This is a genomic window from Bradyrhizobium sp. 613_E4_N2_2 (assembly GCF_052075995.1).
GTDB lineage: Bacteria > Pseudomonadota > Alphaproteobacteria > Rhizobiales > Xanthobacteraceae > Bradyrhizobium > Bradyrhizobium barranii.
The window spans coordinates 1,086,865-1,105,265 of sequence record NZ_CP197234.1 but is presented as its reverse complement, the minus strand read 5'-3'; the positions used below and the strand labels follow the sequence as shown (position 1 = coordinate 1,105,265).

Below are 18,401 nucleotides of genomic sequence, written 5' to 3'. Positions count from 1 at the left end.
ACGCCATGTTGTTGAAGGATCAGGCAGTCATCGTTACCGGCGGTGCATCGGGACTGGGCGCGGCGACCGCGCGAAAGCTGGCGGCGCAGGGTGCCAAGGTCGCGGTGTTCGACCTCAATGCCAAGCTTGCGGAGACCGTCGCCGCCGAGCTCAAGGGCGTCGCCGTGACCTGCGACGTCTCCGATGCCACCTCGGCTGAGGCCGCGATCACGCAGGCGACCAAGGCGCATGGACCCGCGCGCGTGCTGGTCAATTGCGCCGGCATCGGCGTCGCCAAGCGCGTGGTCGGCCGCGACGGGCCGATGGCGCTTGCCGATTTCGACAAGGTGATCAAGGTCAACCTCATCGGCACCTTCAACATGCTGCGCCTCGCCGCGACCGAGATGTCCAAGCTCGAGCCGCAGGCGACCGGCGAGCGCGGCGTCATCATCAATACGGCGTCCGTTGCCGCCTATGACGGCCAGATCGGCCAGTCGGCCTATTCCGCCTCCAAGGGCGGCATCGTCGGCATGACGCTGCCGATCGCACGCGAGCTCGCGCAGTTCGGCGTCCGCGTGCTGACGATCGCGCCCGGCCTGTTCCTGACGCCGCTGCTCGCCAACCTGCCGCAGGAAGCCCAGGACTCGCTCGCCGCCGCGATCCCGTTCCCGCGCCGGCTCGGCCACGCCGACGAGTTCGCCGCGCTCGCGCTGCACATGGTCGAGAATTCGTACCTGAACGGCGAAGTGGTGCGCCTCGACGGCTCGCTGCGCATGGCGCCGAAGTAAGGCGCAACGAAAGCAGGGCCATCGCATGTTCGTGAACCGGCGCGACGTCCAGATCCAGTGGGGCGACTGCGACCCCGCCAACATCGTCTATTACCCGCGCTATTTCGCGATGTTCGACGATTCGACGTCGACCCTGTTCGAGGTCGCCGGATTCTCAAAGCAGGATTTGGTCCGCAAATACGGCCTGGTGGGCATCCCCATGGTCGACACGCGGTCCAAGTTCTACATCCCCTCGACCTATGGCGACTGGATTACCATCGAGACGAAGATCGAGAGCATCAAGCGCTCGAGCTTCGAGGTGAAGCACAACGTCTACAAGGGCGAGGCGCTGGCGATTGAGGGTTTTGAGACCCGCGTCCTGGTCCGCCGCGATCCCGTTAACCCCGACAAGCTGAAATCGGCACCGTTTCCGGCCGAAATGGTAGCCAAATTCACGGGGAGCTAGGTCTGGAGCTAAATCGCCGCATCACCAAAAGAGGGGGCTGAATTACCCCCCGATTTCTGCTTTCAAAGAAACACGTCAAGGGAGGAATAGATGAAACGCTTTTACCTGACCGCCGCCATCGCCGCGGCGACGCTTGCCCTGCCGGCTCTGCCTGCGCTGGCCCAGACTAGCGAAATCACCATCGGCATCACCACCACCACGACCGGCCCGGGCGCGGCGCTCGGCATTCCCGAGCGCAACGCGCTGGAATTCGTGCCGAAGGAGATCGGCGGCGTGCCGCTGAAGGTGATCGTGCTCGACGACGGCGGCGATCCCACCACGGCGACCACCAACGCCCGCCGCTTCGTGACCGAATCCAAGGCCGACATCATCATGGGCTCGGCGCTGACGCCGCCGACCATCGCCGTCTCCAACGTCGCTAACGAGGCCGGCATTCCGCATTTCGGCCTGGCGCCGTTCCCGATCACGCCTGAGCGCATGAAGTGGTCGGTGGCGATGCCGCAGCCGATCCCGATCGTGGGCAAGGTGCTGTACGACCACATGAAGTCGAAGGGTGTGAAGACCGTCGGCTATATCGGCTATTCCGACTCCTATGGCGACCTCTGGTTCAACGACCTGAAGGCCCAGGCCGTGCCGATGGGCATCACCATCGCCGATGAGGAGCGCTTCGCCCGCCCTGATACCTCGGTGACCGGACAGGTGCTGAAGCTCGTCGCCGCCAACCCCGACGCGATCCTGGTCGGCGCCTCCGGTACCGCGGCCGCGCTGCCGCAGACCGAGCTGCGCGAGCGCGGCTATCAGGGCCTGATCTACCAGACCCATGGCGCCGCCAGCATGGACTTCATCCGCATCGCCGGCAAAGCAGCGGAAGGCGTGCTGATGGCCTCCGGTCCCGTCATGGACCCCGAGGACCAGCCCGACGAGGCCGCCACCAAGAAGCCGGGCCTGGCGCTCAACACCGCCTATGAGGCCAAGTACGGCCCGAACAGCCGCAGCCAGTTCGCCGGTCATTCCTACGATGCGTTCGAGATCCTCAAGCGCATCATTCCGACGGCGCTGAAAACCGCAAAGCCCGGCACGCCGGAATTCCGCGAGGCGATCCGCCAGGCGCTGCTGTCGGAGAAGGAGCTGGCAGCGAGCCAGGGCGTCTACAACTTCACCGAAAAGGACCGCTACGGCCTCGACGAGCGCTCGCGCATCCTGCTCACGGTGAAGAACGGCAAGTACACGCTCGTGAGGTAAGGCGCGACAAGAGTTTTGAGACGACGAGAGCCGGCCCGTTGGGCCGGCTCTTTTGTTTTTCTTCTGGGGCGAATTGCCTACCGAGGTCGTCATGCCCGGGCTTGTCCCGCCTGCGCGGCCGAAGCCGCTTCGGCGAGGCGAAGGCCCGGGCATCCACGTTCTTTGCACCGTACCGCAAGGCGTGGATGGCCGGGACAAGCCCGGCCATGACGGTGTGGAGAGTTCAGCGCCTCGAGAACTACGGTCTTGTGAGCGCTAAGCCGCCTGCCGCAGCGGGGTCCAGGCGAACTCCGGATAATAATCGTCCATCATGCGGTCGACATAGGCGGTGAGGTTTGCAAATCCCTCGGCGCGCTGACGCAGGCCGGATTCGAAGAAGGGCGTCAAAATTCCGGCGAGCGCGCCGAAGGCGGTGGCATCGACACCGCCGGGCTTGTTGCCCATCAGGTAGGCCTTGTCGCCGAGCTGGACCGAGAGCGCGAACAGCGAACGTACCGCGAGATCGACATCGTCATCGGGCGCGTGGCGGCCGAGGCCCGAGAGCAGATAGTTCTCGGCGACACGGAATTGCGCATCCTCGCGCAACTTTTCGCGATTGTGCTCCGGCGCGCCGTCGAAGAAATGCGCGGGCCCCTTGGCGAAGTTGACCGGATCGACCCAGCGCGCCCCGACCAGCGCCCAGTAGACGTGATGCTCGATCATCCGCTCGAACGCCCAGGCCTGCGCCCGCTCGGCCAGCGACAGCCCGGCGTCGAAATCGAAGCCATAGCGGCGCTCGATATGGGCGCGAATGAAGGTGGAATCGGCCACCGCCTCGCCGCCATCGTCGATGAACGGCAGCTGCCCCTTGGGCGAGGCCGGCGGCATCGCCCGCTCCTTCCGGTAGGGCAGTCCCGCCATCTTGAGCTGCACCTCGGTCTTGGTGACGAAGGGGCTGATTTCCGGCAGGCCGAAGCCGGCGCCAAAGCCATAAAGCGTGATCATGCGAACTCTCTCCTGGACCTGCGAAATTTGGGCTTGCGAAATTTGGACTTGCGAAACTTTGAGGGAACCTAGTGACCGGCTGCTGCCACCATGGTGGCAGCAGCCGTGATATCTTCTGCGAAACGGGCCCCCCGCCAGGCGCGGGCCATGACACTACGAACGACATGGCGGGCCAGCGCGTCCGCAGCCTGGGTCAGCAAGCGTGCCATCACGCTTGCGAGAGCAAATCGGAGGTCGACGGCCATGAGATCGAGCGAAACGAGACGGCTGAGCGCCCAGGCGGACCAGACCTGTGCCCGCAACATCGGAATCGCCGGGCCAAAATGGGTTGGAATGATCATGGACAAATCCTCTTCAGTCGATGTGTTGTCCCGGTATAGACACCCCCTGCTGCCAACATCCTGTCAGCAGCAGCGCGCCATTTTCTGATCCGTCCCCCGATAAGAGAATTGCCATGAGACGCGCCGACCGGCTGTTTCAGATCATCCAGGTGCTGAGGCGCACGCGTAAGCCGCTGACCGCGGACGCGATCGCGGCCGAGCTCGAGACCTCGAAGCGCACCATCTATCGCGACATCGCAACCTTGATCGGCCAGCGCGTGCCGATCCGCGGCGAAGCCGGGATGGGCTATATCCTCGAGAAGGGTTTCGACCTGCCGCCCTTGATGCTGACACCCGACGAGATCGAGGCGGCGGTGCTGGGCGCGCAATGGGTCGCGGGCCATGCCGATTCCGCGCTGGCACGCGCGGCCGAAGATTTGATGGCCAAGATCGCCGACACCGTGCCTGAGCGCTTGCGTCCCTTCGTGCTGGAGCCGGCAAGCCGCGCGCGGCCGAGCTGGAACAGGGAGCCGGATCGCCTCGACATGGCGCGCACGCGCACCCAGATCCACGAAGGCAGGAAGATCATGCTGCGCTACCGCGACGAGCAGGGCCGCCCCAGCGAGCGCATGATCTGGCCGATCTCGGTCGGCTATCTCGAAGCCGTGCGCCTGCTTGCGGCCTGGTGCGAGCTGCGCGGCGACTTCCGCAGCTTCCGCACCGACCGCGTCGTGGATGCGAACTATCTCGACGATAAATATCCGGAGCGGCGCGACGTGCTGCGCGCAAGATGGCGGCAGAGCCTGGTCTGGGGCCCGCCAAAGGACACGTGAGCGCGATGGAAGAGATCTCCCCCGTCGACCTGTCGAGCTGGTGCCAGAGCTGCGGCGCCTGCTGTGGCTATTCGGAGAACTGGCCGCGCTTCTCGATCGAGAGCGACGAGGAGCTTGCCGCAATTCCCGAAACGCTCGTCAACGCGCGCCAATCCGGCATGCGCTGCGAGGGCGATCGCTGTTCGGCGTTGCGGGGGGAGATCGGAAAGCAGACGGCCTGCGGCATTTACGAGGTGCGGCCGGAGGTGTGCCGCACCTGCATGCCGGGAGACGCCGAATGCGCGATGGCACGGCGGAAATTCGGACTGCCGGCAATCGAGGTCGCTTAGGCTGGAACGGCTGCAGCTGGAACGGCTTCGCTGACCTCGTCGTCGAACCCGTCCTCAAGCGGTGCAAGCACCGAGAGCGGCTTGGTCGACAGCGTGATCGGCTTGCGGCCCCCCGACAGCGACGGCGACGATTTGACCGTGCTTTCGCGCGACAGCGCGTAGAGCGTCGAGCCGACGCGGCCGCCGTTGTCGATCAGGTCACGCTCGTTGCAGCTGGCTGCGATCGCGACCGCCAGCGAGTGCAGATGGCTGCGGCGATAGCAGAACAGCGCCAGCCTGGCGCGCGCGTCAGGGGAAACACTCTCAACCAGCCTCGGCAGGCCACTCTCGCTGGCGCGATACATCTCACCAAGGAGCTCGTCGCGGACCGGGCAGAAATCGCTTTCATATGCGTCGCGGCTTGAAAACATTGCGGTTCTCCTCGTTGCCGAAGATGCAGCGCAATTCTCTAATGAAAGGTTAACCACGCCGCCCGGTAGTCACCCGGGGTCCTTGCGCCCTGGTCGCGAATCGGAGGCGCCCGAATGGGGGTCGGGCCACCACATCTGAGCCGATAAGTCGGGACGCCAATGCCTCCACGGCGTCATGGCCGGGCATAGCCGTCCGAAGGACGGCGTCGCTTCCGCTCGCCTTTGTCCTGGCCATCCACGGCTGGCCACGCGGCACGAAGAACGTGGATGCCCGGCCTTCGCGGCGCCGAAGCGGCTTCGGCCGCGCAGGCGGGACAAGCCCGGGCATGACGACCTCTTGTGAGTGCCGATCGACGACTATCCGCAGGCCCGCCGGCCTCAGTTCGCCGCCATGAAGATGGAAAGGCCGAAGCCGGTCAAATGATGCAGGGCCTGGTCGACGCCGATCAGGGTCCAGAACCAGGGATGCGCCAGGTCGACACCGAAATTGGCGGAGACGAACCCCTTGGCGCGGTCGATGGTGATGTGGATCGCGAAGTCGATGAACGCGACGAACCAGAATCGCGGCGCCACCAACAGGATCAGCGGCAGCGCAACCGCGAGGTGAATCAGGCAATGCACCAGAAGCGGCAAAGCCCAGCCGTGCTTCTGGTCCTTGCCGTGCGCCATCCAGGCGGTCTGGAGCACGAAATCGGCGATGATGTGCTTGAAGGTGAGCAGCAACATCCAGCCAATGAGCGCTTCGACCGGAACCGCCGATGACATGGGTGGAAACGACAAGCTGACGCCCTCATTGACGTGACAAGAAAGATCGGAGCGTTAGCGCAACTTCTTTTTGGACCGGTCAAATCGCCGGGACGTGTGATTTATGACATCTCCCGCGACGGAATGCAGCCGGGGGGAACTGGAAAATCGCCAACTGTGGCTAACTGGTGATAGGATGACCAATCGCCGCGGCCAGATCGAGTAAGGTTACCTCCGGCTCGAATTTTGCATTCCGGTACCGGCGCGCTATCATTGTCGGCAGAGAATATCGTTCTTTTTTCAAACGTTTAGGAATTGCAGGGCGCCCGCCGCGATCGCATCCGCGAGCCGCCCGCCACTCAGGAATAAGGCCGGAGTGCTGACATGAGTACTGAAGGCCCGACCTCGCCACCGACCGAACCGCCGCCGCGGCGCCCCAAGGTGATCAAGACCAATCAGCAGCAAGTCCTCCTCTACGTCGTGCTGACCCTGCTGCTGTCGCTCGCCACCGTCTGGGGCGGCCGCGCCATGCTGCACAATTCGGAGACGCTGACCTTTGCCGTCGGCACCCCCAACAGCGACGAGGCGCTGTTCGCCGCCAAGCTCGCCACGCTGCTGAAGAACAACGCCTCGCGCTTCCGGATCAAGATCGTCAACAACGCAGACAATGCCAAGGCGCTCGCACAGTTCGACCGCAAGCAGGCCGACCTCGCCGTCCTTCGCACCGACGCCAAGGTGCCGCTGCGGGCGCGCACGCTCGCGATCCTCGAGCACGATCTGGTGCTCCTGCTCGGTCCCGGCAACAAGAAGATCAAGTCGCTCGCCGAGTTGAAGAAGAAGAAAGTTGCGGTCCTCGCCGAGAACGAATCCTCGCTCGCCTTCGTCCGCAGCATCCTCGACATCCCCGATGGTCCGGATGCTGCCAGGATCCAGATGGCGCCGCAGGGTGCAACGCTCGACAAGCTGTTTGCGCCGGCGAGCGGCTTTGGCGCGGTGATCGCCATCGTCCATGCCTCCAGGGCGGTGCGGGACAAGGCCTATGAGCAGGTCGCCAAGCGCGGCGGCTTCACGCTGAACGCGATCGACGAGGCCAAGGCGCTGGCGCGCAAGATTCCCGGCATTTCCAGCGAAACGCTGACTGCGGGCACGCTGTCCGCATCGCCGGAAATCCCCGACGACGACCTCGACACGATCGGGCTCGAATGGCTGCTGGTCGCGCAATCCAGGATGTCGGCGAGCACGGCGGGCGAGCTCGCGCGCGTCGTCTATGAGAACAAGTCCGCGCTCGGGCTCGACAACGGCTTCGCCAGCCGAATCGAGCCGGCCTCCGTCGAGAAGGATGCCTACGTGATGGCGCATCAGGGGGCGGCCGACTACATCAACGACGACACCAAGTCGTTCATGGATAAGTACAGCGACCTGATGTATCTGGGCGCCGCCGCGCTCAGCGTGATCGGCTCGATCTTCGCCGCGATCTACGCCAAGATCACCCGGATCGCGCCGGAGAAGGCTGGCGAGCTTTCCACCGCCGTCCTCGACATCGGCGAACGCATCGAGCACGCCCATTCGCTGGACCAGCTCGAATGTCTCCAGGACGAGCTGGAGGGCATTCTGCGCGGCGCGGTCATAGGTCTCAGGGACGGCACGATCAGTACCGACGGGCTCGACACCTTCAAGCTCGGCTACGAGTTCGTCCGCGACGAGATCGGCATGCGCCGCGACTATCTCAAACGCCACTGCGGCGAGGCCGACAAGGTCGCCCAGGATACGGCCCCTCCCCAGCAGGACGAGAGCAAGATCGTCGTGGTGAAGACAGCTCAGAGTGCCTGACCTATCGATTTGACGGCTTTCGCAGCGGCGTCTTGCCGGCATTTCCCGCGAATCCCCGGGCAGAATCCGGGAACCGTCCCCCGTCCGCAACCGTTTGCTCCCGGATACAACCGGAGCACGCGCCATGCGTACACTCCTCGTCATCATCCTTCTGGGCATGCTGGTGGCGGCTGGATATTTCGCCTATTCCGCCATGGCGATCGAGGGCCAGCCGATCCCGACGGAAGGCTATGTGGCGTTGGCGCTGGGAGCGGGTTTCGCCATCGTCGTCGGCATCGGCCTGATGATGCTGCTTTTTTTCAGCAGCCGCCGTGGCTACGACGAGCCGCCGCATTTCAGGTAGCGCCCCCTGATCCACCACGGCACCGGGCTCACCGCACACCTGCGGGCAGTCCCCTGCCCGTCGTTGACGGCTCCTGCCCGGGCGGGCACTTTGGCGGTGGCGTCCCAGCCGGGACCGCAAGAGACACGACCGAGCCCGCCTTCCCGCATGTCCAAGCCGCTGATCCCCGCACTGGCCCAGTTCGTGGCCGCCACGGCCGGCCGCAACATGACCAAGGCGGCCTATGTGGCGGTCGGCCTCGGCGTGCTCAGCATGGTGCTGCTGACGGTCAACCCGGCCTACGAGACGGTGCACCGCTGGGTCGACGCCCTGCTATGGGCCTGCCTCGTCTATTTCGTGTTCGAATGGGTGGTCCGGCTGCGCCACATGGCACAAACGGGGCGCCTGTCGCTCTACATGACCTCCTCGGCCGGAGTGGTCGATGCTCTGGGCGCGCTGGCCGTGCCGGTCGCGCTCCTGATCGGCATCGAGCCGAAGACGGCGTGGCTGCTCAGCGTGCTCTGGGTATTGAAGGTGGTGCCGGGCATTCCGGGCCTGCGGCAGCTGCGCCGGGTGCTGGTGCTGGAATCGGGGCCGCTGGTCAGCGTGCTCGTGATCTTCCTGATGGTGGTGTTCCTCGCTTCCGTCGCCGAATATTTCCTGGAGCGGGACGTGCAGCCGCAGACTTTCGGCAGCGTCCCCGCCGCGCTGTGGTGGGCTGTCGTCACGCTGACGACGACGGGCTATGGCGACGTCGTGCCGGTGACGCCGCTCGGGCGCATCGTGGCGGCGATGGTGATGATCTCCGGCCTCGGCGTGTTCGGACTGTGGACCGGTATCCTGGCGACCGGCTTTGCCGCCGAGACCCGCCGCGACAACTTCCTCAAGACCTGGGAATCCGTCAGCAAGGTGCCGTTCTTCGCAGCGCTCGGCCCTGCCGCCATCGCCGACGTCACCCACATGCTGCGCACCATGGAGCTGCCGGCGCGCACCATGATCATCCGCAAGGGCACGCAGGGCGACTGCATGTATTTCATCGCCGCCGGCGAGGTCGAGGTCGACCTGCCCGGCAAGAAGGTCCAGCTCGGCGAGGGCGCGTTCTTCGGCGAGATGGCGCTGCTCGGCAACAACAAGCGCGGCGCCAATGTCTCGACCACGAAGGTGTCGCGGCTGCTGGTGCTCGACCTCGTCGATTTCCGCGTGCTGATGGCGCGGCATCCCGATCTCGCCGAGACCATCGATGCGGAAGCCAAGCGCCGCACACTCGAAAACAAATAAATGGAGACAAGAATGTCGGACACAGCCGACGCAGCCTCAGGCCCCGTGCTCGAACGCAACGGCGCACGCGCCACCATCCGCCTCAACCGGCCCAAACATCTCAACCGGCTCCAGGCCGAGGATCTCGGCGAGCTGGTCAGGCTTTTCGACCGGATCGAGGCCGATCCTGATATCCGCGTGCTGGTGCTGACCGGCACGGGGCGGGCCTTCTCGGCGGGCTATGACCTCAACTCGGTTGCCGAGCGCGCGGTCAGCGCCAACGAGCAGCAGAGCGCGGGCTCGGCGTTCGAGGTCGTCGTCAACCGGCTGGAGGATCTCGGCGTGCCGACGATCTGCCGGCTCAATGGCGGCGTCTATGGCGGCTCGACCGACCTCGCGCTCGCCTGCGATTTCCGCATCGGCGTTGACACCGCCGAGATGTTCATGCCGGCGGCACGGCTCGGGCTGCATTACTACAGAAACGGCATCAAGCGTTACGTGACGCGGCTCGGCGTCGACAATGCGAAAAAGCTGTTCCTCACCGCGCAGAAGATCAGCGCGCCGGAGATGCTGCGGATCGGCTATCTCACCGCCATGGTGCCGGTGGAATTCCTGGACGAGGAGGTCGACAAGCTCGCCACGGTTCTCGCCGGCAACGCGCCGCAGGCAATGGCCGGCATGAAGCGCGCCATCAACGAATTCGCCCGCGGCGAATTGGACGAAGCGGCCGCCGATCAGCGCCACCGCGACAGCATGCGCGGCGACGAGATCAAGGAGGGTATCAAGGCGTTCGCGGAAAAACGGCCGCCAAAATTCTGATCACGCCCGCTGCGACCGCATCGCGCGCACCTGCGTGAGCTTGGGATCGCGGACGAGCGCCTGGTAGCGCTTGCTGTCGACGGCGTAAATCGCGATCCGGCCCTCATTGTCGGCATGAACGCCCCAGCCGAAGCGCTTGCCCAGGCTCGACGCCCTCATGCACGCCTGCCCCCGGGAGAAGAACGCTTCACGGGCCGCATGCCTCTCCGTCTTCGGAGCCTTCGCATCGAGCTCGCGTCCCGGCGCAGACGTCGCGAAGATCACGTCGTCGGACGTGTGCTTGTAGGGCGCCTTGGCGATCATCTCGTATTGCAGGCATGCCACCGTCGGCTTTCCCGCGCGCAGCGACGGCTCCTCGCCAGTATGCGCGGGACAGTCTTCAGCGACCCGGATGAAGGTGTTGAAGCAGTTGGTCGTGTGGATCGACTTTGTCATCTGCAACCCTGGATCATTCAACCACCAGCAGCCGCGGCGTGCTGCGCCGCCATCTCATCGTCGGCGGCATTGATCCGCTGGAACGCAGGCCGCGAGGTCATGCGTTCGGCATAGCGAACGAATACATCTTTTTTCGGCACGATGCCAAACATCATGGTCCAGCTGAACGCGACGCCCCACAACACATCCGCCGCCGTCATGCGCTCGCCGAGCAGATACGGCCCCTTTGACAATTGCGCCTCGATCGCGCCCAGCATGGTGTCGTAATCGGCATAGGGTGACTGCATGATCGGTGCCGGCTCGCGCTGCATGAACTTGTCGATCAGGGCCGGCTCGAACGATGCGCCGTAATAGGCGATCCAGCGCAGGTAGGGACCGCGCAGCGGATCGTTCAGCGCGGGCGTCAGCCCCGCCTGCGGAAACAGATCGGCGAGATAGATGGTGATCGCGACCTGCTCGGTCACCAGCGCCTCGCCGTGGCGGACCGCCGGCACCTTGCCGAGCGGATTGAGGGCGAGATAGGCGGGCTTGCGCTGCTCGCCGGCCTTCATGTTGAGGACGTGGAGATCGTAGGGCGCGCCCAGCTCCTCCAGCAGCACCCGCGTGCCGGTGGCGCGGCTTTGCGGCGAATAATACAGGGTGATGCGGTTCTGATCGGTCATAACAGGGCTCCATCTGGCCGGCTGGCGATGGCGCTTGTAGCGGACCATACCTGACATCCTGTGTCAGGTATGGTTTAAGGGATCATGCGCGCGAGCAGAATGCTGTCGATCCTCACCACCCTGCAGGCCAGGGGGCAGGTCACTGCGCCCGAGCTTGCGGAAGCCTGCGAGGTCTCGGTGCGCACGATCTATCGCGACATCGACGCGCTCGCGGCGTCCGGCGTCCCCGTTTACGCCGACCGCGGCGCGGAGGGCGGCTATCGCCTGCTCGACGGTTATCGCGTGCGTTTGAACGGCCTGTCGCAGAACGAGGCGGAGGCCCTGTTCCTTGCGGGACTGCCGGGACCGGCCGCGGCGCTCGGGCTGGACGCAGCGATGATCGCCGCGCAGAACAAGCTGATGGCGGCCTTGCCTGCCAATCTTCGCGAAGACGCCGGGCGGATGCAGGAGCGTTTTCACCTGGACGCACCCGGCTGGTTCGGTGAGACGGAAGAACCCAAACATCTGCGCACCATTGCCGGCGCGGCTCTGCGCGGGACGTTGATCAAGATCCGCTACCAGAGCTGGCGCGCGGAGAAGCAGCGCCGCGTTGCACCGCTCGGGCTCGTGCTGAAGGGCGGCAGCTGGTATCTCGCCGGTCACGTCGACGGCAGCACGCGCACCTATCGCATCGCGCGCGTGCTGGACTGTACCGCGCTCGACGATCGCTTCGATCGTCCCGCCGCGTTCGATCTCGCCGGCTATTGGCAGGCCGCGACGCTTCGCCTCGAAGCCGAGATGCATCCCAATGTCGCGATCGTGCGGCTGTCGCCGTTCGGCGTCAAACTGCTCGACGCGCTGAGCCAGCCTTACGTCAAGGCGCGCACCCAGCTTGAAGAGAGCGCGGATGCGGACGGCTGGCGCATCGCGCGCGTTCCGACCGGCAAGACGTCATGGCACGCGGCATCCGAATTGTTGCGGCTGGGGTCCGAAGCCGAAGTGCTGGAGCCCGCCGATCTCCGCGAGAAGATGGCGGAGATGACGCAGGCGATGGCTGCGCGCTATCGCGCAGCGGCGCGAAAAGCCTGACAGCGGCGCATTTCACCGAAGCTCACGAAACATTCCTGAAACACGATTCCTGCCTCGCGCCCTGAACGCGTTCGCGTCTCAGCCCGACGGAGAAGCAGGGACACAACAACGGCCTTAGCGCCACACTGGAGAATGAAAATGTTTCGTAAGCTTGCTCTTGGTCTGATCGCTGCTGGTTCGCTCGGTGCTGCCGCTCTCGCGCCCACCGCGGCTTCGGCCCACGGCTTCCATCATCACTGGGGTCCCGGCTGGGGCTTTGGCGGCGTCTACGTCAACACCGGCGTCAGCAATTGCTACCAGGAGCGCGTCGTCAGGACCCGCCATGGCCTGCGCGTCCGCGTCGTGAATGTCTGCGCCTACGGGATCTACTGATATCTGATGCCCTCGACAAAGCTCCGGTCGCACTGCGGCCGGAGTTTTGCATTGGGTTAACCAATCTGCCGATGCCGGCGAAACCAGGCCCAGGTCTCCCGCGTCGTCCTGATATAGCCGCGGCCGCGATGAACGATCTCGTCGTCGACGATCTCGTTCAGCTTCGGCAGCGCGTGAAACGGGATCGAGGGATAGGCGTGGTGCTCGACGTGGTAGGGCATATTCCACGCGAACCATTTGACGATCGCGCCGGTATAGGTGGTGCGGGTGTTCTGGAAGGCGCTGCGGGTGCGGTCGCAGCCGGTGTGCTCGGCATAGAGATAGGGCCGCAGGAAGAACTGCCCGATCATCAGCGGGACGATCCAGACCCAGAGCAGCAACGCTGAGGAAAACCACAGCGAGAGTGCGAGCAGAAGCGCATAGAGCCCAGCATAGGCGCGCGCCTCGCGCACGATGACGGCGCGCTTGTTTTCGGGAATCCAGGGCACGGTGACCTTGCCCGTGACGGCGTGGCCGAGCATCAACCGGAGGCGGCCGGCGACCTGAAGCAGGCCGCTATAGGCGAGCGCGAGCTGCGTGTCGGATTTCGGCTTCACGCCGACGATCAGCTCCGGGTCCTTGTCCGGATCCTGGGTGTAGCGGTGATGGTCCCAGTGAAACAGGCAGTAATATTCGTAAGGTTGTCCGATGATGAGGGCCGAGGGATAGCCGACCGCAAGGTTGAGGCCACGGCTCCTGAACGCGGTCTTGTGCGCGGTCTCGTGCAGCGCCATGAACAGGAAGGCGACGAAATAGCCCTGCACCGCCATCAGCGGGAGCGCCCACAACACGCCCCAGGCTGAAGAGACCTTCCAGACCAGCGTGCCGACCAGCACGACCAGGCCGTAATGGCTGAGACTTTTCGCGGCCCCCCTGAGATTGGAGCGCACCGACAATTCGCGCAGCATGGCCGGGCTCAGCGGCTTCAGACGATGGCCGGGCTCTGAAACGGTCGCGTCAGTCATCATCGAAGGCTCGCCCTACTTGCTGAGAAGCTCTGCGACCTCGGCCTTGAGGAAGGCCTGATCGCGCGGATTGTTGACGGGGTTGCCGGCGCGATGGCCGTGCAGCGACGGGATCGGATGCAGCACCGCCGATTTTGCGTTGACCAGCCTGCCGAGTTCGTCCTCATTGTCGCGGACGTCGAAATAGCGGTCGGTCGCACCCGGCATCAGCAGCATATGCGCCTTGATCGCGGCCAGCGCCCGATCGAGGTCGCCATCGAATGAAGCGCAACGACTGATGTCACCGCGCTGCCAGATCCCGGCCTGCGCGAGGAGATCGTTGGCATCACGCCGGGCAAAGGTCGCGTCCCAGTTCCGAACCAGATAGTCCTCGAGCGAGGTGAAGCCCGCCTCGCGCCAGAGCTCGTCACGATAGAAGCCGTGCGACATCGCCCACCCGGCATAGACGCGTCCCATGGCGCGATAGCCGGCAACGGGCTTCTCGACGAAGCGGCCGTCGCGGAAGGCGGGATCACCGGTCAGCGCAGCCTTCACGCTTTCGAGGAAGACGTAATTATATGGCGCGCAGCGCGCACTGCCGCAGACCACCGCGGCCCGCGCCACCATGTCAGGATGCAGCGCCGCCCAATGATAGGTCTGCATGCCGCCCATCGACCAGCCATAGACCAGCGCGAGTTTTGTGATGCTGAAACGCTCGGTCAGCAGCCGGTGCTGGATCGCGATGGCGTCGTGATAGGTGATTTGGGGGAATGGCGCCTCGCCGGAATTCGACGGCGAGGACGACAGGCCGTTGCCGAACAGGTTCGGGATGATGATGAAGTAGCGCGTAGGGTCGAGCACGCCATCGGGCCCGATCAGCCATTCCGTGTCGTAGTGTTGGGCGCTGAACGAGGTCGGGTAGAGGATGACGTTGTCCCTGGCGGGGTTGAGGGTGCCGTAGGTCTTGTAGGCGAGCTTCATCGCGGGGAAGACGGCGCCGGACTGAAGCGTGACGTCGCCGGCCTCAAATATCTCGTAGTCGCGCTGCCCGGTCATGCGTCCAACTCCCGCTCACGCGGCCGCAGCATGCGCCCGCCGAGACAACGATGCATTGTTCGTGCCGGACCGGCAAACGCATCATTGCGTCGCGCTTAATATCTGTACTTATAGTACAGTTATTAGATCGGAACAAGGGGGTTTGGTCGTCACGCGTCAGGCGATGGCCGCGATGTATCGCTGCACGGACGCCGCGAATGCGGCCTTGGCGCCGGAGGCGATGTTGCGGCCCCACCAGGCGCCGTAGATGCGGTCAAAGGCGAGCGGCTCCACAGCGGCCGCGATCCGCCGCACCGCGGCGGCGTTGAGCGGCATGTAGTTCGGATAGGAGTACATGAAGCTGACGAAGCGCCGGTCCATCGTCACCTGCGCGATATCGCCGGTGAGCAGCGCGCCCTTGCCCTCCGCACCGCGCACATGGTGCAGCATGGTGGCGCCCGCGAAATGACCGCCGGTGCGCAGCAGCAGCACATCGTCGGAGATGCGCTGCTGATCGCCGGTCCAGTGCACGATGGCGGGATGCGGCCGCATCACCCACTGGCGGTCATCAGCATGCAGATAGACCGGCACGCCGCCGAACGCCTCGCTCCAGTCGGCAAACGCGCCGTAGAAGTGTGGATGCGAGATCGCGATCGCCTTCAGCCCGCCGAGCGAGCGCACATGCGCGATGGCTTCCGGCGTCGCCAGCGGGACGCAGTCCCACATCAGACAGCCGTCGCCGAGCGGCACCAACAGCGCGCGCTGGCCGATGGCGAAGCTCGGCTCGGACCCGATGCCGTTGAGGCCGAGATCATCCCGCCAGGCAAGGCGGTGCCGTTCCGCCAACGCTTCGCGTGTGAGGAAGGTTTGGCCCTTCCAGTTCACGAACTGCCGCTCGTCCTCGCAGATCGGACAGGATGCGGGCGGTTTTTCGCTTTCAGGAAATTGGGCGCCGCAGGTTTCGCAGGTCCAGAGGGGCATGGCCGTGATCCAGAAGAAGAAGAAGGGGACACCCACGAGATGACGCCGTGGCCCTCCCATCGCAAGTGCGGAGGAACCAACCCGCTAGCACATGTTACTTTCCGGTCCGCCCCGGCGCCAGTTGGCCGGTCATGTCAGCCCGTCTTGTCAGCCCTGCGTGTGCAAGACCGTCTCCGCCGGCAGTCGCTCAACGTCTCGATGGCATCGCGCTCCGCTCCCCGCCTCTGTCGGGCTATCTCGGCTACAAGTTCGGCTATGTCGCCGTGTTCGTGCTGGCGGCCGCGTTCGGCGTCATCGCAATCGCCTGCGTGCTGATGATCCCCGCAAAGGCGATCGACGATCGCGCCTCGCGCGGCTGCAACGAGGATGACCCCGACAGCGCGCCGGATGCGTTCACCATGCTGCTCAAGCACCGGACGCTGCTCGTGCTGGCGCTCGCGCTCGCGCTTTTTCATCTCGGCAACGCCGGGCTGCGGCACCAGGTCGCGGTCACAGCGCGTCATTGCGAGTGGCTTATCACGCAATCCGGCGCTTTTGCGGTTGCGGAGCACCGGCCTGACGATACAACCTGCCGTAAATCGCCAACTAACCTGCCCTTCCCGATCGATGATCCAGCCTCAACTCTCATTCGATGGCGACCCGAATGGCCAGGCCTATGAAAGATGGCGCGAGCAGTTTTGCCGCCAGGTCGCCGACGTCGATTTCGTTCCGATCGGGGAAGGACGTGTTCACCGGACCATTTCGCCGGCCATCCTTCCGCGCCTCCGACTCTCGGCCTCGTTCGGCACGCCGATGTCCTTCGTATCGCTGGGGACGAACGACGAATTGGTGATCACGATGTCGCCGAATTCGGCGCTGAGCGGGGTCATGGGACGACGTCCGCTGGAGGTCGCCGCCGGCGACGTCACGATCGGCGACCCCTCGATCAAGGGCGCCCATATCACCCAGACGACGCACGGCAACTTCCAGACCGCGCTGCTGCCGCGCAAGGCGCTGCTGCGCGCGTGCCCGAATGCCGAGGACCTGATCGCGCAGTCGATCCCCGGCGCCAATCCGATCACGTCGATGTTCCTGCGATATTATGACCTCGCGCACACTTATGCCGACAAGCTCGCGCCCGCGGAGCTCGATGCGGTCTCGCAGCATTTGTTCGACCTCTCCGTGCTGATGATCGGAGCGCGTGGCGATGTCGCCGAGCAAGCTCGCATGCGCGGCCTTGCGGCGGCGCGTCTCGAAACCCTCAAATCCGACATCCTGGCCCAGCTCGACAACCCCGCGCTGTCGCTCACCGTCCTTTCAGCCGCGCACCGGATCAGCCCGCGCACGATTCAGTTGATGTTCGAGCAGGCCGGCATCACCTACAGCGGCTTCGTGCTGGAGCAGCGGCTACTGCGCGCCGAGCGGTTGCTTCGAAATCCAAACCTGCGCGCGCGCAAGATCATCGAGATCGCGCACCTCGCCGGCTTTCACGACGTTTCCTACTTCCACCGCGCATTCCGCCGCCGCTTCGGACGGACGCCCGACGACGTCAGGAAGCTTTCTGGCGAGATGGGCTAAGGAAACTCAACCACGATCTTGCCGAAGTGACCGCCCTGCTGCATCAGCCGCAACGCGTCCGGCACGGCATCGAAGCCGAACGCACGGTCGATGACTGGCTTCATGCCGTTACGGCCTATCGCGGCCGTCATCCCCTCGAACATCCGACGGCTGCCGACTGACAGGCCGATGACGTGCAGGTTCTTGGAGAACAGGCTCGGTATCGCGATCTGCTGCGAGAAGCCGGTGAGCACGCCGATCACCAGAATGTTGCCACCGACCCTGATAGCCTCGAGCGACTGCGCAAAGGTATCCTTGCCGCCGACCTCGACGACGTGGTCGACGCCGCCGCCGGTCCAGTCGGCCGCCGCCTTGCCCCATTCCGGCACCGAACGATAGTTGATGGTGTGGTCGGCGCCGAGCGTTTTGGCACGTTCGAGCTTCTCGTCGCTCGACGACGTCACGATCACGCTCGCGCCGGCGAGCTTTGCGAATTGCAACGCGAAGATCGAGACACCGCCGGTGCCCTGCACCAGCACAGTGTCACCGGGTTTCACCCTGGCCTCCTCGAACAGCGCGCGCCACGCCGTGAGCCCGGCGCAGGGCAGCGTCGCCGCTTCCAGGAATGAAAGGTGCGATGGAATGCGGCTGACGCCCTCGGCATCGAGCAGCATCACCTCCTGCAACACGCCCGGCCGCGTACCGCCGAGCGCATAGCGGCGGCTTGTCGCCGACACCTTTCCGTCGATCCAGGACTGGAAGAACATCGGACAGACGCGATCGCCAACCGCGACGCGGGCAACGCCGTCGCCGACCGCGATGACTTCGCCGGCACCATCCGAGAACGGGATCAGCGGCAATCGTGAGACGCCGCCCTTGCCCTGCACCGTGAGCAGATCACGATAGTTGAGCGATGCCGCCTTCATCCGCACCGCGACCTGGCCCGGACCAGGCGCGGGCTCGGGCAGATCGGCCAGCTCCATCCCCTCGATCGACCAGTCGCGCGCGACCTGCCAGACCTTCATGG

At 64.9% G+C, this 18,401-nt stretch carries 24 protein-coding genes; 13 read left to right on the top strand and 11 right to left on the bottom strand.

Annotated elements, in window-relative coordinates; translation table 11 throughout:
• Positions 1-5: 5 nt before the first annotated feature.
• The 3 genes from AB7290_RS05200 (at position 6) to AB7290_RS05190 (ending at position 2,454) form a co-directional block, all read left to right on the top strand.
• A complete protein-coding gene (locus AB7290_RS05200; protein WP_085403548.1) occupies positions 6-767 on the top strand; it encodes a 3-hydroxyacyl-CoA dehydrogenase in 762 nt (253 codons plus the stop codon).
• Positions 768-792: 25 nt separating this feature from the next.
• On the top strand, positions 793-1,212 hold the full coding sequence (locus AB7290_RS05195; protein ID WP_085403547.1) for an acyl-CoA thioesterase: 420 nt from the start codon (positions 793-795) through the stop codon (positions 1,210-1,212).
• A 90-nt stretch (positions 1,213-1,302) separates the two neighbouring features.
• Complete coding sequence (locus tag AB7290_RS05190) at positions 1,303-2,454, top strand: ABC transporter substrate-binding protein (protein ID WP_028151958.1); 1,152 nt, start codon at positions 1,303-1,305, stop codon at positions 2,452-2,454.
• A gap of 255 nt (positions 2,455-2,709) precedes the next feature.
• Here the strand turns inward: AB7290_RS05190 and AB7290_RS05185 are convergent, their stop codons facing one another.
• Positions 2,710-3,438 (bottom strand): glutathione S-transferase family protein, encoded by a 729-nt coding sequence (locus tag AB7290_RS05185; protein ID WP_085403545.1) that lies wholly within the window; start codon positions 3,436-3,438, stop codon positions 2,710-2,712.
• Positions 3,439-3,506: 68 nt separating this feature from the next.
• Positions 3,507-3,779: a hypothetical protein gene (locus tag AB7290_RS05180; protein WP_085403544.1), complete on the bottom strand. Its 273-nt coding sequence runs from the start codon at positions 3,777-3,779 to the stop codon at positions 3,507-3,509.
• A 113-nt stretch (positions 3,780-3,892) separates the two neighbouring features.
• Between AB7290_RS05180 and AB7290_RS05175 the strand changes: the two genes are divergently transcribed.
• Both AB7290_RS05175 and AB7290_RS05170 read left to right on the top strand, forming a co-directional pair.
• A complete protein-coding gene (locus AB7290_RS05175) occupies positions 3,893-4,591 on the top strand; it encodes a helix-turn-helix transcriptional regulator (protein WP_063980922.1) in 699 nt (232 codons plus the stop codon).
• Positions 4,592-4,596: 5 nt separating this feature from the next.
• Complete coding sequence (locus AB7290_RS05170; protein ID WP_085403543.1) at positions 4,597-4,920, top strand: YkgJ family cysteine cluster protein; 324 nt, start codon at positions 4,597-4,599, stop codon at positions 4,918-4,920.
• Here AB7290_RS05170 and AB7290_RS05165 read toward each other — a convergent pair.
• Complete coding sequence (locus tag AB7290_RS05165; RefSeq protein WP_085403542.1) at positions 4,917-5,330, bottom strand: hypothetical protein; 414 nt, start codon at positions 5,328-5,330, stop codon at positions 4,917-4,919. The genes AB7290_RS05170 and AB7290_RS05165 overlap by 4 nt on opposite strands.
• Positions 5,331-5,708: 378 nt before the next feature.
• Positions 5,709-6,056, bottom strand: a complete 348-nt coding sequence (locus tag AB7290_RS05160; RefSeq protein ID WP_038933545.1) for a DUF3307 domain-containing protein — start codon at positions 6,054-6,056, stop codon at positions 5,709-5,711.
• A 402-nt stretch (positions 6,057-6,458) separates the two neighbouring features.
• Here AB7290_RS05160 and AB7290_RS05155 point away from each other — a divergent pair, with 402 nt between their 5' ends.
• The 4 genes from AB7290_RS05155 (at position 6,459) to AB7290_RS05140 (ending at position 10,302) form a co-directional block, all read left to right on the top strand.
• On the top strand, positions 6,459-7,904 hold the full coding sequence (locus tag AB7290_RS05155) for a TAXI family TRAP transporter solute-binding subunit (protein ID WP_085403541.1): 1,446 nt from the start codon (positions 6,459-6,461) through the stop codon (positions 7,902-7,904).
• 124 nt (positions 7,905-8,028) lie between these two features.
• Positions 8,029-8,247 carry a hypothetical protein gene (locus AB7290_RS05150; protein WP_085403540.1) on the top strand — a complete coding sequence of 73 codons (219 nt, stop codon included), beginning with the start codon at positions 8,029-8,031 and terminating at the stop codon, positions 8,245-8,247.
• Between the two features lie 147 nt (positions 8,248-8,394).
• Positions 8,395-9,504, top strand: coding sequence for a cyclic nucleotide-gated ion channel (locus AB7290_RS05145; RefSeq protein WP_085403539.1), 1,110 nt, complete (start codon positions 8,395-8,397; stop codon positions 9,502-9,504).
• A 12-nt stretch (positions 9,505-9,516) separates the two neighbouring features.
• Entirely contained in the window at positions 9,517-10,302 is a 786-nt protein-coding gene (locus tag AB7290_RS05140; RefSeq protein WP_085403538.1) for an enoyl-CoA hydratase/isomerase family protein, read from the top strand.
• On the opposite strand, the gene AB7290_RS05135 is transcribed toward AB7290_RS05140, so the two are convergent.
• Entirely contained in the window at positions 10,303-10,737 is a 435-nt protein-coding gene (locus AB7290_RS05135) for a DUF6157 family protein (protein ID WP_085403537.1), read from the bottom strand.
• 17 nt (positions 10,738-10,754) lie between these two features.
• Positions 10,755-11,399, bottom strand: coding sequence for a glutathione S-transferase family protein (locus AB7290_RS05130; RefSeq protein ID WP_085403536.1), 645 nt, complete (start codon positions 11,397-11,399; stop codon positions 10,755-10,757).
• Positions 11,400-11,483: 84 nt separating this feature from the next.
• Between AB7290_RS05130 and AB7290_RS05125 the strand changes: the two genes are divergently transcribed.
• Together AB7290_RS05125 and AB7290_RS05120 are read left to right on the top strand one after the other, a co-directional pair.
• Positions 11,484-12,467 (top strand): helix-turn-helix transcriptional regulator, encoded by a 984-nt coding sequence (locus AB7290_RS05125; protein ID WP_085403535.1) that lies wholly within the window; start codon positions 11,484-11,486, stop codon positions 12,465-12,467.
• A 138-nt stretch (positions 12,468-12,605) separates the two neighbouring features.
• Positions 12,606-12,839: a hypothetical protein gene (locus AB7290_RS05120; protein WP_014498305.1), complete on the top strand. Its 234-nt coding sequence runs from the start codon at positions 12,606-12,608 to the stop codon at positions 12,837-12,839.
• A 56-nt stretch (positions 12,840-12,895) separates the two neighbouring features.
• Here AB7290_RS05120 and AB7290_RS05115 read toward each other — a convergent pair whose 3' ends face one another.
• The 3 genes from AB7290_RS05115 to AB7290_RS05105 form a co-directional block, all read right to left on the bottom strand.
• Complete coding sequence (locus AB7290_RS05115; protein ID WP_085403581.1) at positions 12,896-13,843, bottom strand: fatty acid desaturase; 948 nt, start codon at positions 13,841-13,843, stop codon at positions 12,896-12,898.
• A 15-nt stretch (positions 13,844-13,858) separates the two neighbouring features.
• Positions 13,859-14,878 carry an alpha/beta fold hydrolase gene (locus tag AB7290_RS05110; RefSeq protein ID WP_085403534.1) on the bottom strand — a complete coding sequence of 340 codons (1,020 nt, stop codon included), beginning with the start codon at positions 14,876-14,878 and terminating at the stop codon, positions 13,859-13,861.
• A 156-nt stretch (positions 14,879-15,034) separates the two neighbouring features.
• On the bottom strand, positions 15,035-15,838 hold the full coding sequence (locus tag AB7290_RS05105; RefSeq protein ID WP_085403580.1) for an MBL fold metallo-hydrolase: 804 nt from the start codon (positions 15,836-15,838) through the stop codon (positions 15,035-15,037).
• Between the two features lie 263 nt (positions 15,839-16,101).
• Here AB7290_RS05105 and AB7290_RS05100 point away from each other — a divergent pair, with 263 nt between their 5' ends.
• Positions 16,102-16,497, top strand: coding sequence for a hypothetical protein (locus AB7290_RS05100; protein ID WP_441253360.1), 396 nt, complete (start codon positions 16,102-16,104; stop codon positions 16,495-16,497).
• A gap of 69 nt (positions 16,498-16,566) precedes the next feature.
• Here AB7290_RS05100 and AB7290_RS05095 read toward each other — a convergent pair whose 3' ends face one another.
• Positions 16,567-16,707 (bottom strand): hypothetical protein, encoded by a 141-nt coding sequence (locus AB7290_RS05095; RefSeq protein ID WP_244623153.1) that lies wholly within the window; start codon positions 16,705-16,707, stop codon positions 16,567-16,569.
• On the opposite strand from AB7290_RS05095, the gene AB7290_RS05090 reads away from it, so the two are divergent.
• Positions 16,706-17,395 (top strand): helix-turn-helix domain-containing protein, encoded by a 690-nt coding sequence (locus AB7290_RS05090; protein ID WP_245328533.1) that lies wholly within the window; start codon positions 16,706-16,708, stop codon positions 17,393-17,395. The genes AB7290_RS05095 and AB7290_RS05090 overlap by 2 nt on opposite strands.
• On the opposite strand, the gene AB7290_RS05085 is transcribed toward AB7290_RS05090, so the two are convergent.
• Positions 17,392-18,399 (bottom strand): zinc-dependent alcohol dehydrogenase family protein, encoded by a 1,008-nt coding sequence (locus tag AB7290_RS05085; RefSeq protein WP_085403532.1) that lies wholly within the window; start codon positions 18,397-18,399, stop codon positions 17,392-17,394. The two genes, AB7290_RS05090 and AB7290_RS05085, sit on opposite strands and share 4 nt — an antisense overlap.
• Positions 18,400-18,401: the final 2 nt, after the last annotated feature.

Bases quoted from the DNA above. Each gene is read 5' to 3' on its own strand.
- AB7290_RS05165 (WP_085403542.1), bottom strand. From the start codon at position 5,330: ATGTTTTCAAGCCGCGACGCATATGAAAGCGATTTCTGCCCGGTCCGC.
- AB7290_RS05190 (WP_028151958.1), top strand. From the start codon at position 1,303: ATGAAACGCTTTTACCTGACCGCCGCCATCGCCGCGGCGACGCTTGCC.
- AB7290_RS05150 (WP_085403540.1), top strand. From the start codon at position 8,029: ATGCGTACACTCCTCGTCATCATCCTTCTGGGCATGCTGGTGGCGGCT.
- AB7290_RS05185 (WP_085403545.1), bottom strand. From the start codon at position 3,438: ATGATCACGCTTTATGGCTTTGGCGCCGGCTTCGGCCTGCCGGAAATC.
- AB7290_RS05130 (WP_085403536.1), bottom strand. From the start codon at position 11,399: ATGACCGATCAGAACCGCATCACCCTGTATTATTCGCCGCAAAGCCGC.
- AB7290_RS05120 (WP_014498305.1), top strand. From the start codon at position 12,606: ATGTTTCGTAAGCTTGCTCTTGGTCTGATCGCTGCTGGTTCGCTCGGT.
- AB7290_RS05155 (WP_085403541.1), top strand. From the start codon at position 6,459: ATGAGTACTGAAGGCCCGACCTCGCCACCGACCGAACCGCCGCCGCGG.
- AB7290_RS05115 (WP_085403581.1), bottom strand. From the start codon at position 13,843: ATGACTGACGCGACCGTTTCAGAGCCCGGCCATCGTCTGAAGCCGCTG.
- AB7290_RS05090 (WP_245328533.1), top strand. From the start codon at position 16,706: ATGGGACGACGTCCGCTGGAGGTCGCCGCCGGCGACGTCACGATCGGC.
- AB7290_RS05085 (WP_085403532.1), bottom strand. From the start codon at position 18,399: ATGAAGGTCTGGCAGGTCGCGCGCGACTGGTCGATCGAGGGGATGGAG.
- AB7290_RS05160 (WP_038933545.1), bottom strand. From the start codon at position 6,056: ATGTTGCTGCTCACCTTCAAGCACATCATCGCCGATTTCGTGCTCCAG.
- AB7290_RS05135 (WP_085403537.1), bottom strand. From the start codon at position 10,737: ATGACAAAGTCGATCCACACGACCAACTGCTTCAACACCTTCATCCGG.
- AB7290_RS05105 (WP_085403580.1), bottom strand. From the start codon at position 15,838: ATGCCCCTCTGGACCTGCGAAACCTGCGGCGCCCAATTTCCTGAAAGC.
- AB7290_RS05145 (WP_085403539.1), top strand. From the start codon at position 8,395: ATGTCCAAGCCGCTGATCCCCGCACTGGCCCAGTTCGTGGCCGCCACG.
- AB7290_RS05175 (WP_063980922.1), top strand. From the start codon at position 3,893: ATGAGACGCGCCGACCGGCTGTTTCAGATCATCCAGGTGCTGAGGCGC.
- AB7290_RS05195 (WP_085403547.1), top strand. From the start codon at position 793: ATGTTCGTGAACCGGCGCGACGTCCAGATCCAGTGGGGCGACTGCGAC.
- AB7290_RS05200 (WP_085403548.1), top strand. From the start codon at position 6: ATGTTGTTGAAGGATCAGGCAGTCATCGTTACCGGCGGTGCATCGGGA.
- AB7290_RS05140 (WP_085403538.1), top strand. From the start codon at position 9,517: ATGTCGGACACAGCCGACGCAGCCTCAGGCCCCGTGCTCGAACGCAAC.
- AB7290_RS05125 (WP_085403535.1), top strand. From the start codon at position 11,484: ATGCGCGCGAGCAGAATGCTGTCGATCCTCACCACCCTGCAGGCCAGG.
- AB7290_RS05095 (WP_244623153.1), bottom strand. From the start codon at position 16,707: ATGACCCCGCTCAGCGCCGAATTCGGCGACATCGTGATCACCAATTCG.
- AB7290_RS05170 (WP_085403543.1), top strand. From the start codon at position 4,597: ATGGAAGAGATCTCCCCCGTCGACCTGTCGAGCTGGTGCCAGAGCTGC.
- AB7290_RS05180 (WP_085403544.1), bottom strand. From the start codon at position 3,779: ATGATCATTCCAACCCATTTTGGCCCGGCGATTCCGATGTTGCGGGCA.
- AB7290_RS05110 (WP_085403534.1), bottom strand. From the start codon at position 14,878: ATGACCGGGCAGCGCGACTACGAGATATTTGAGGCCGGCGACGTCACG.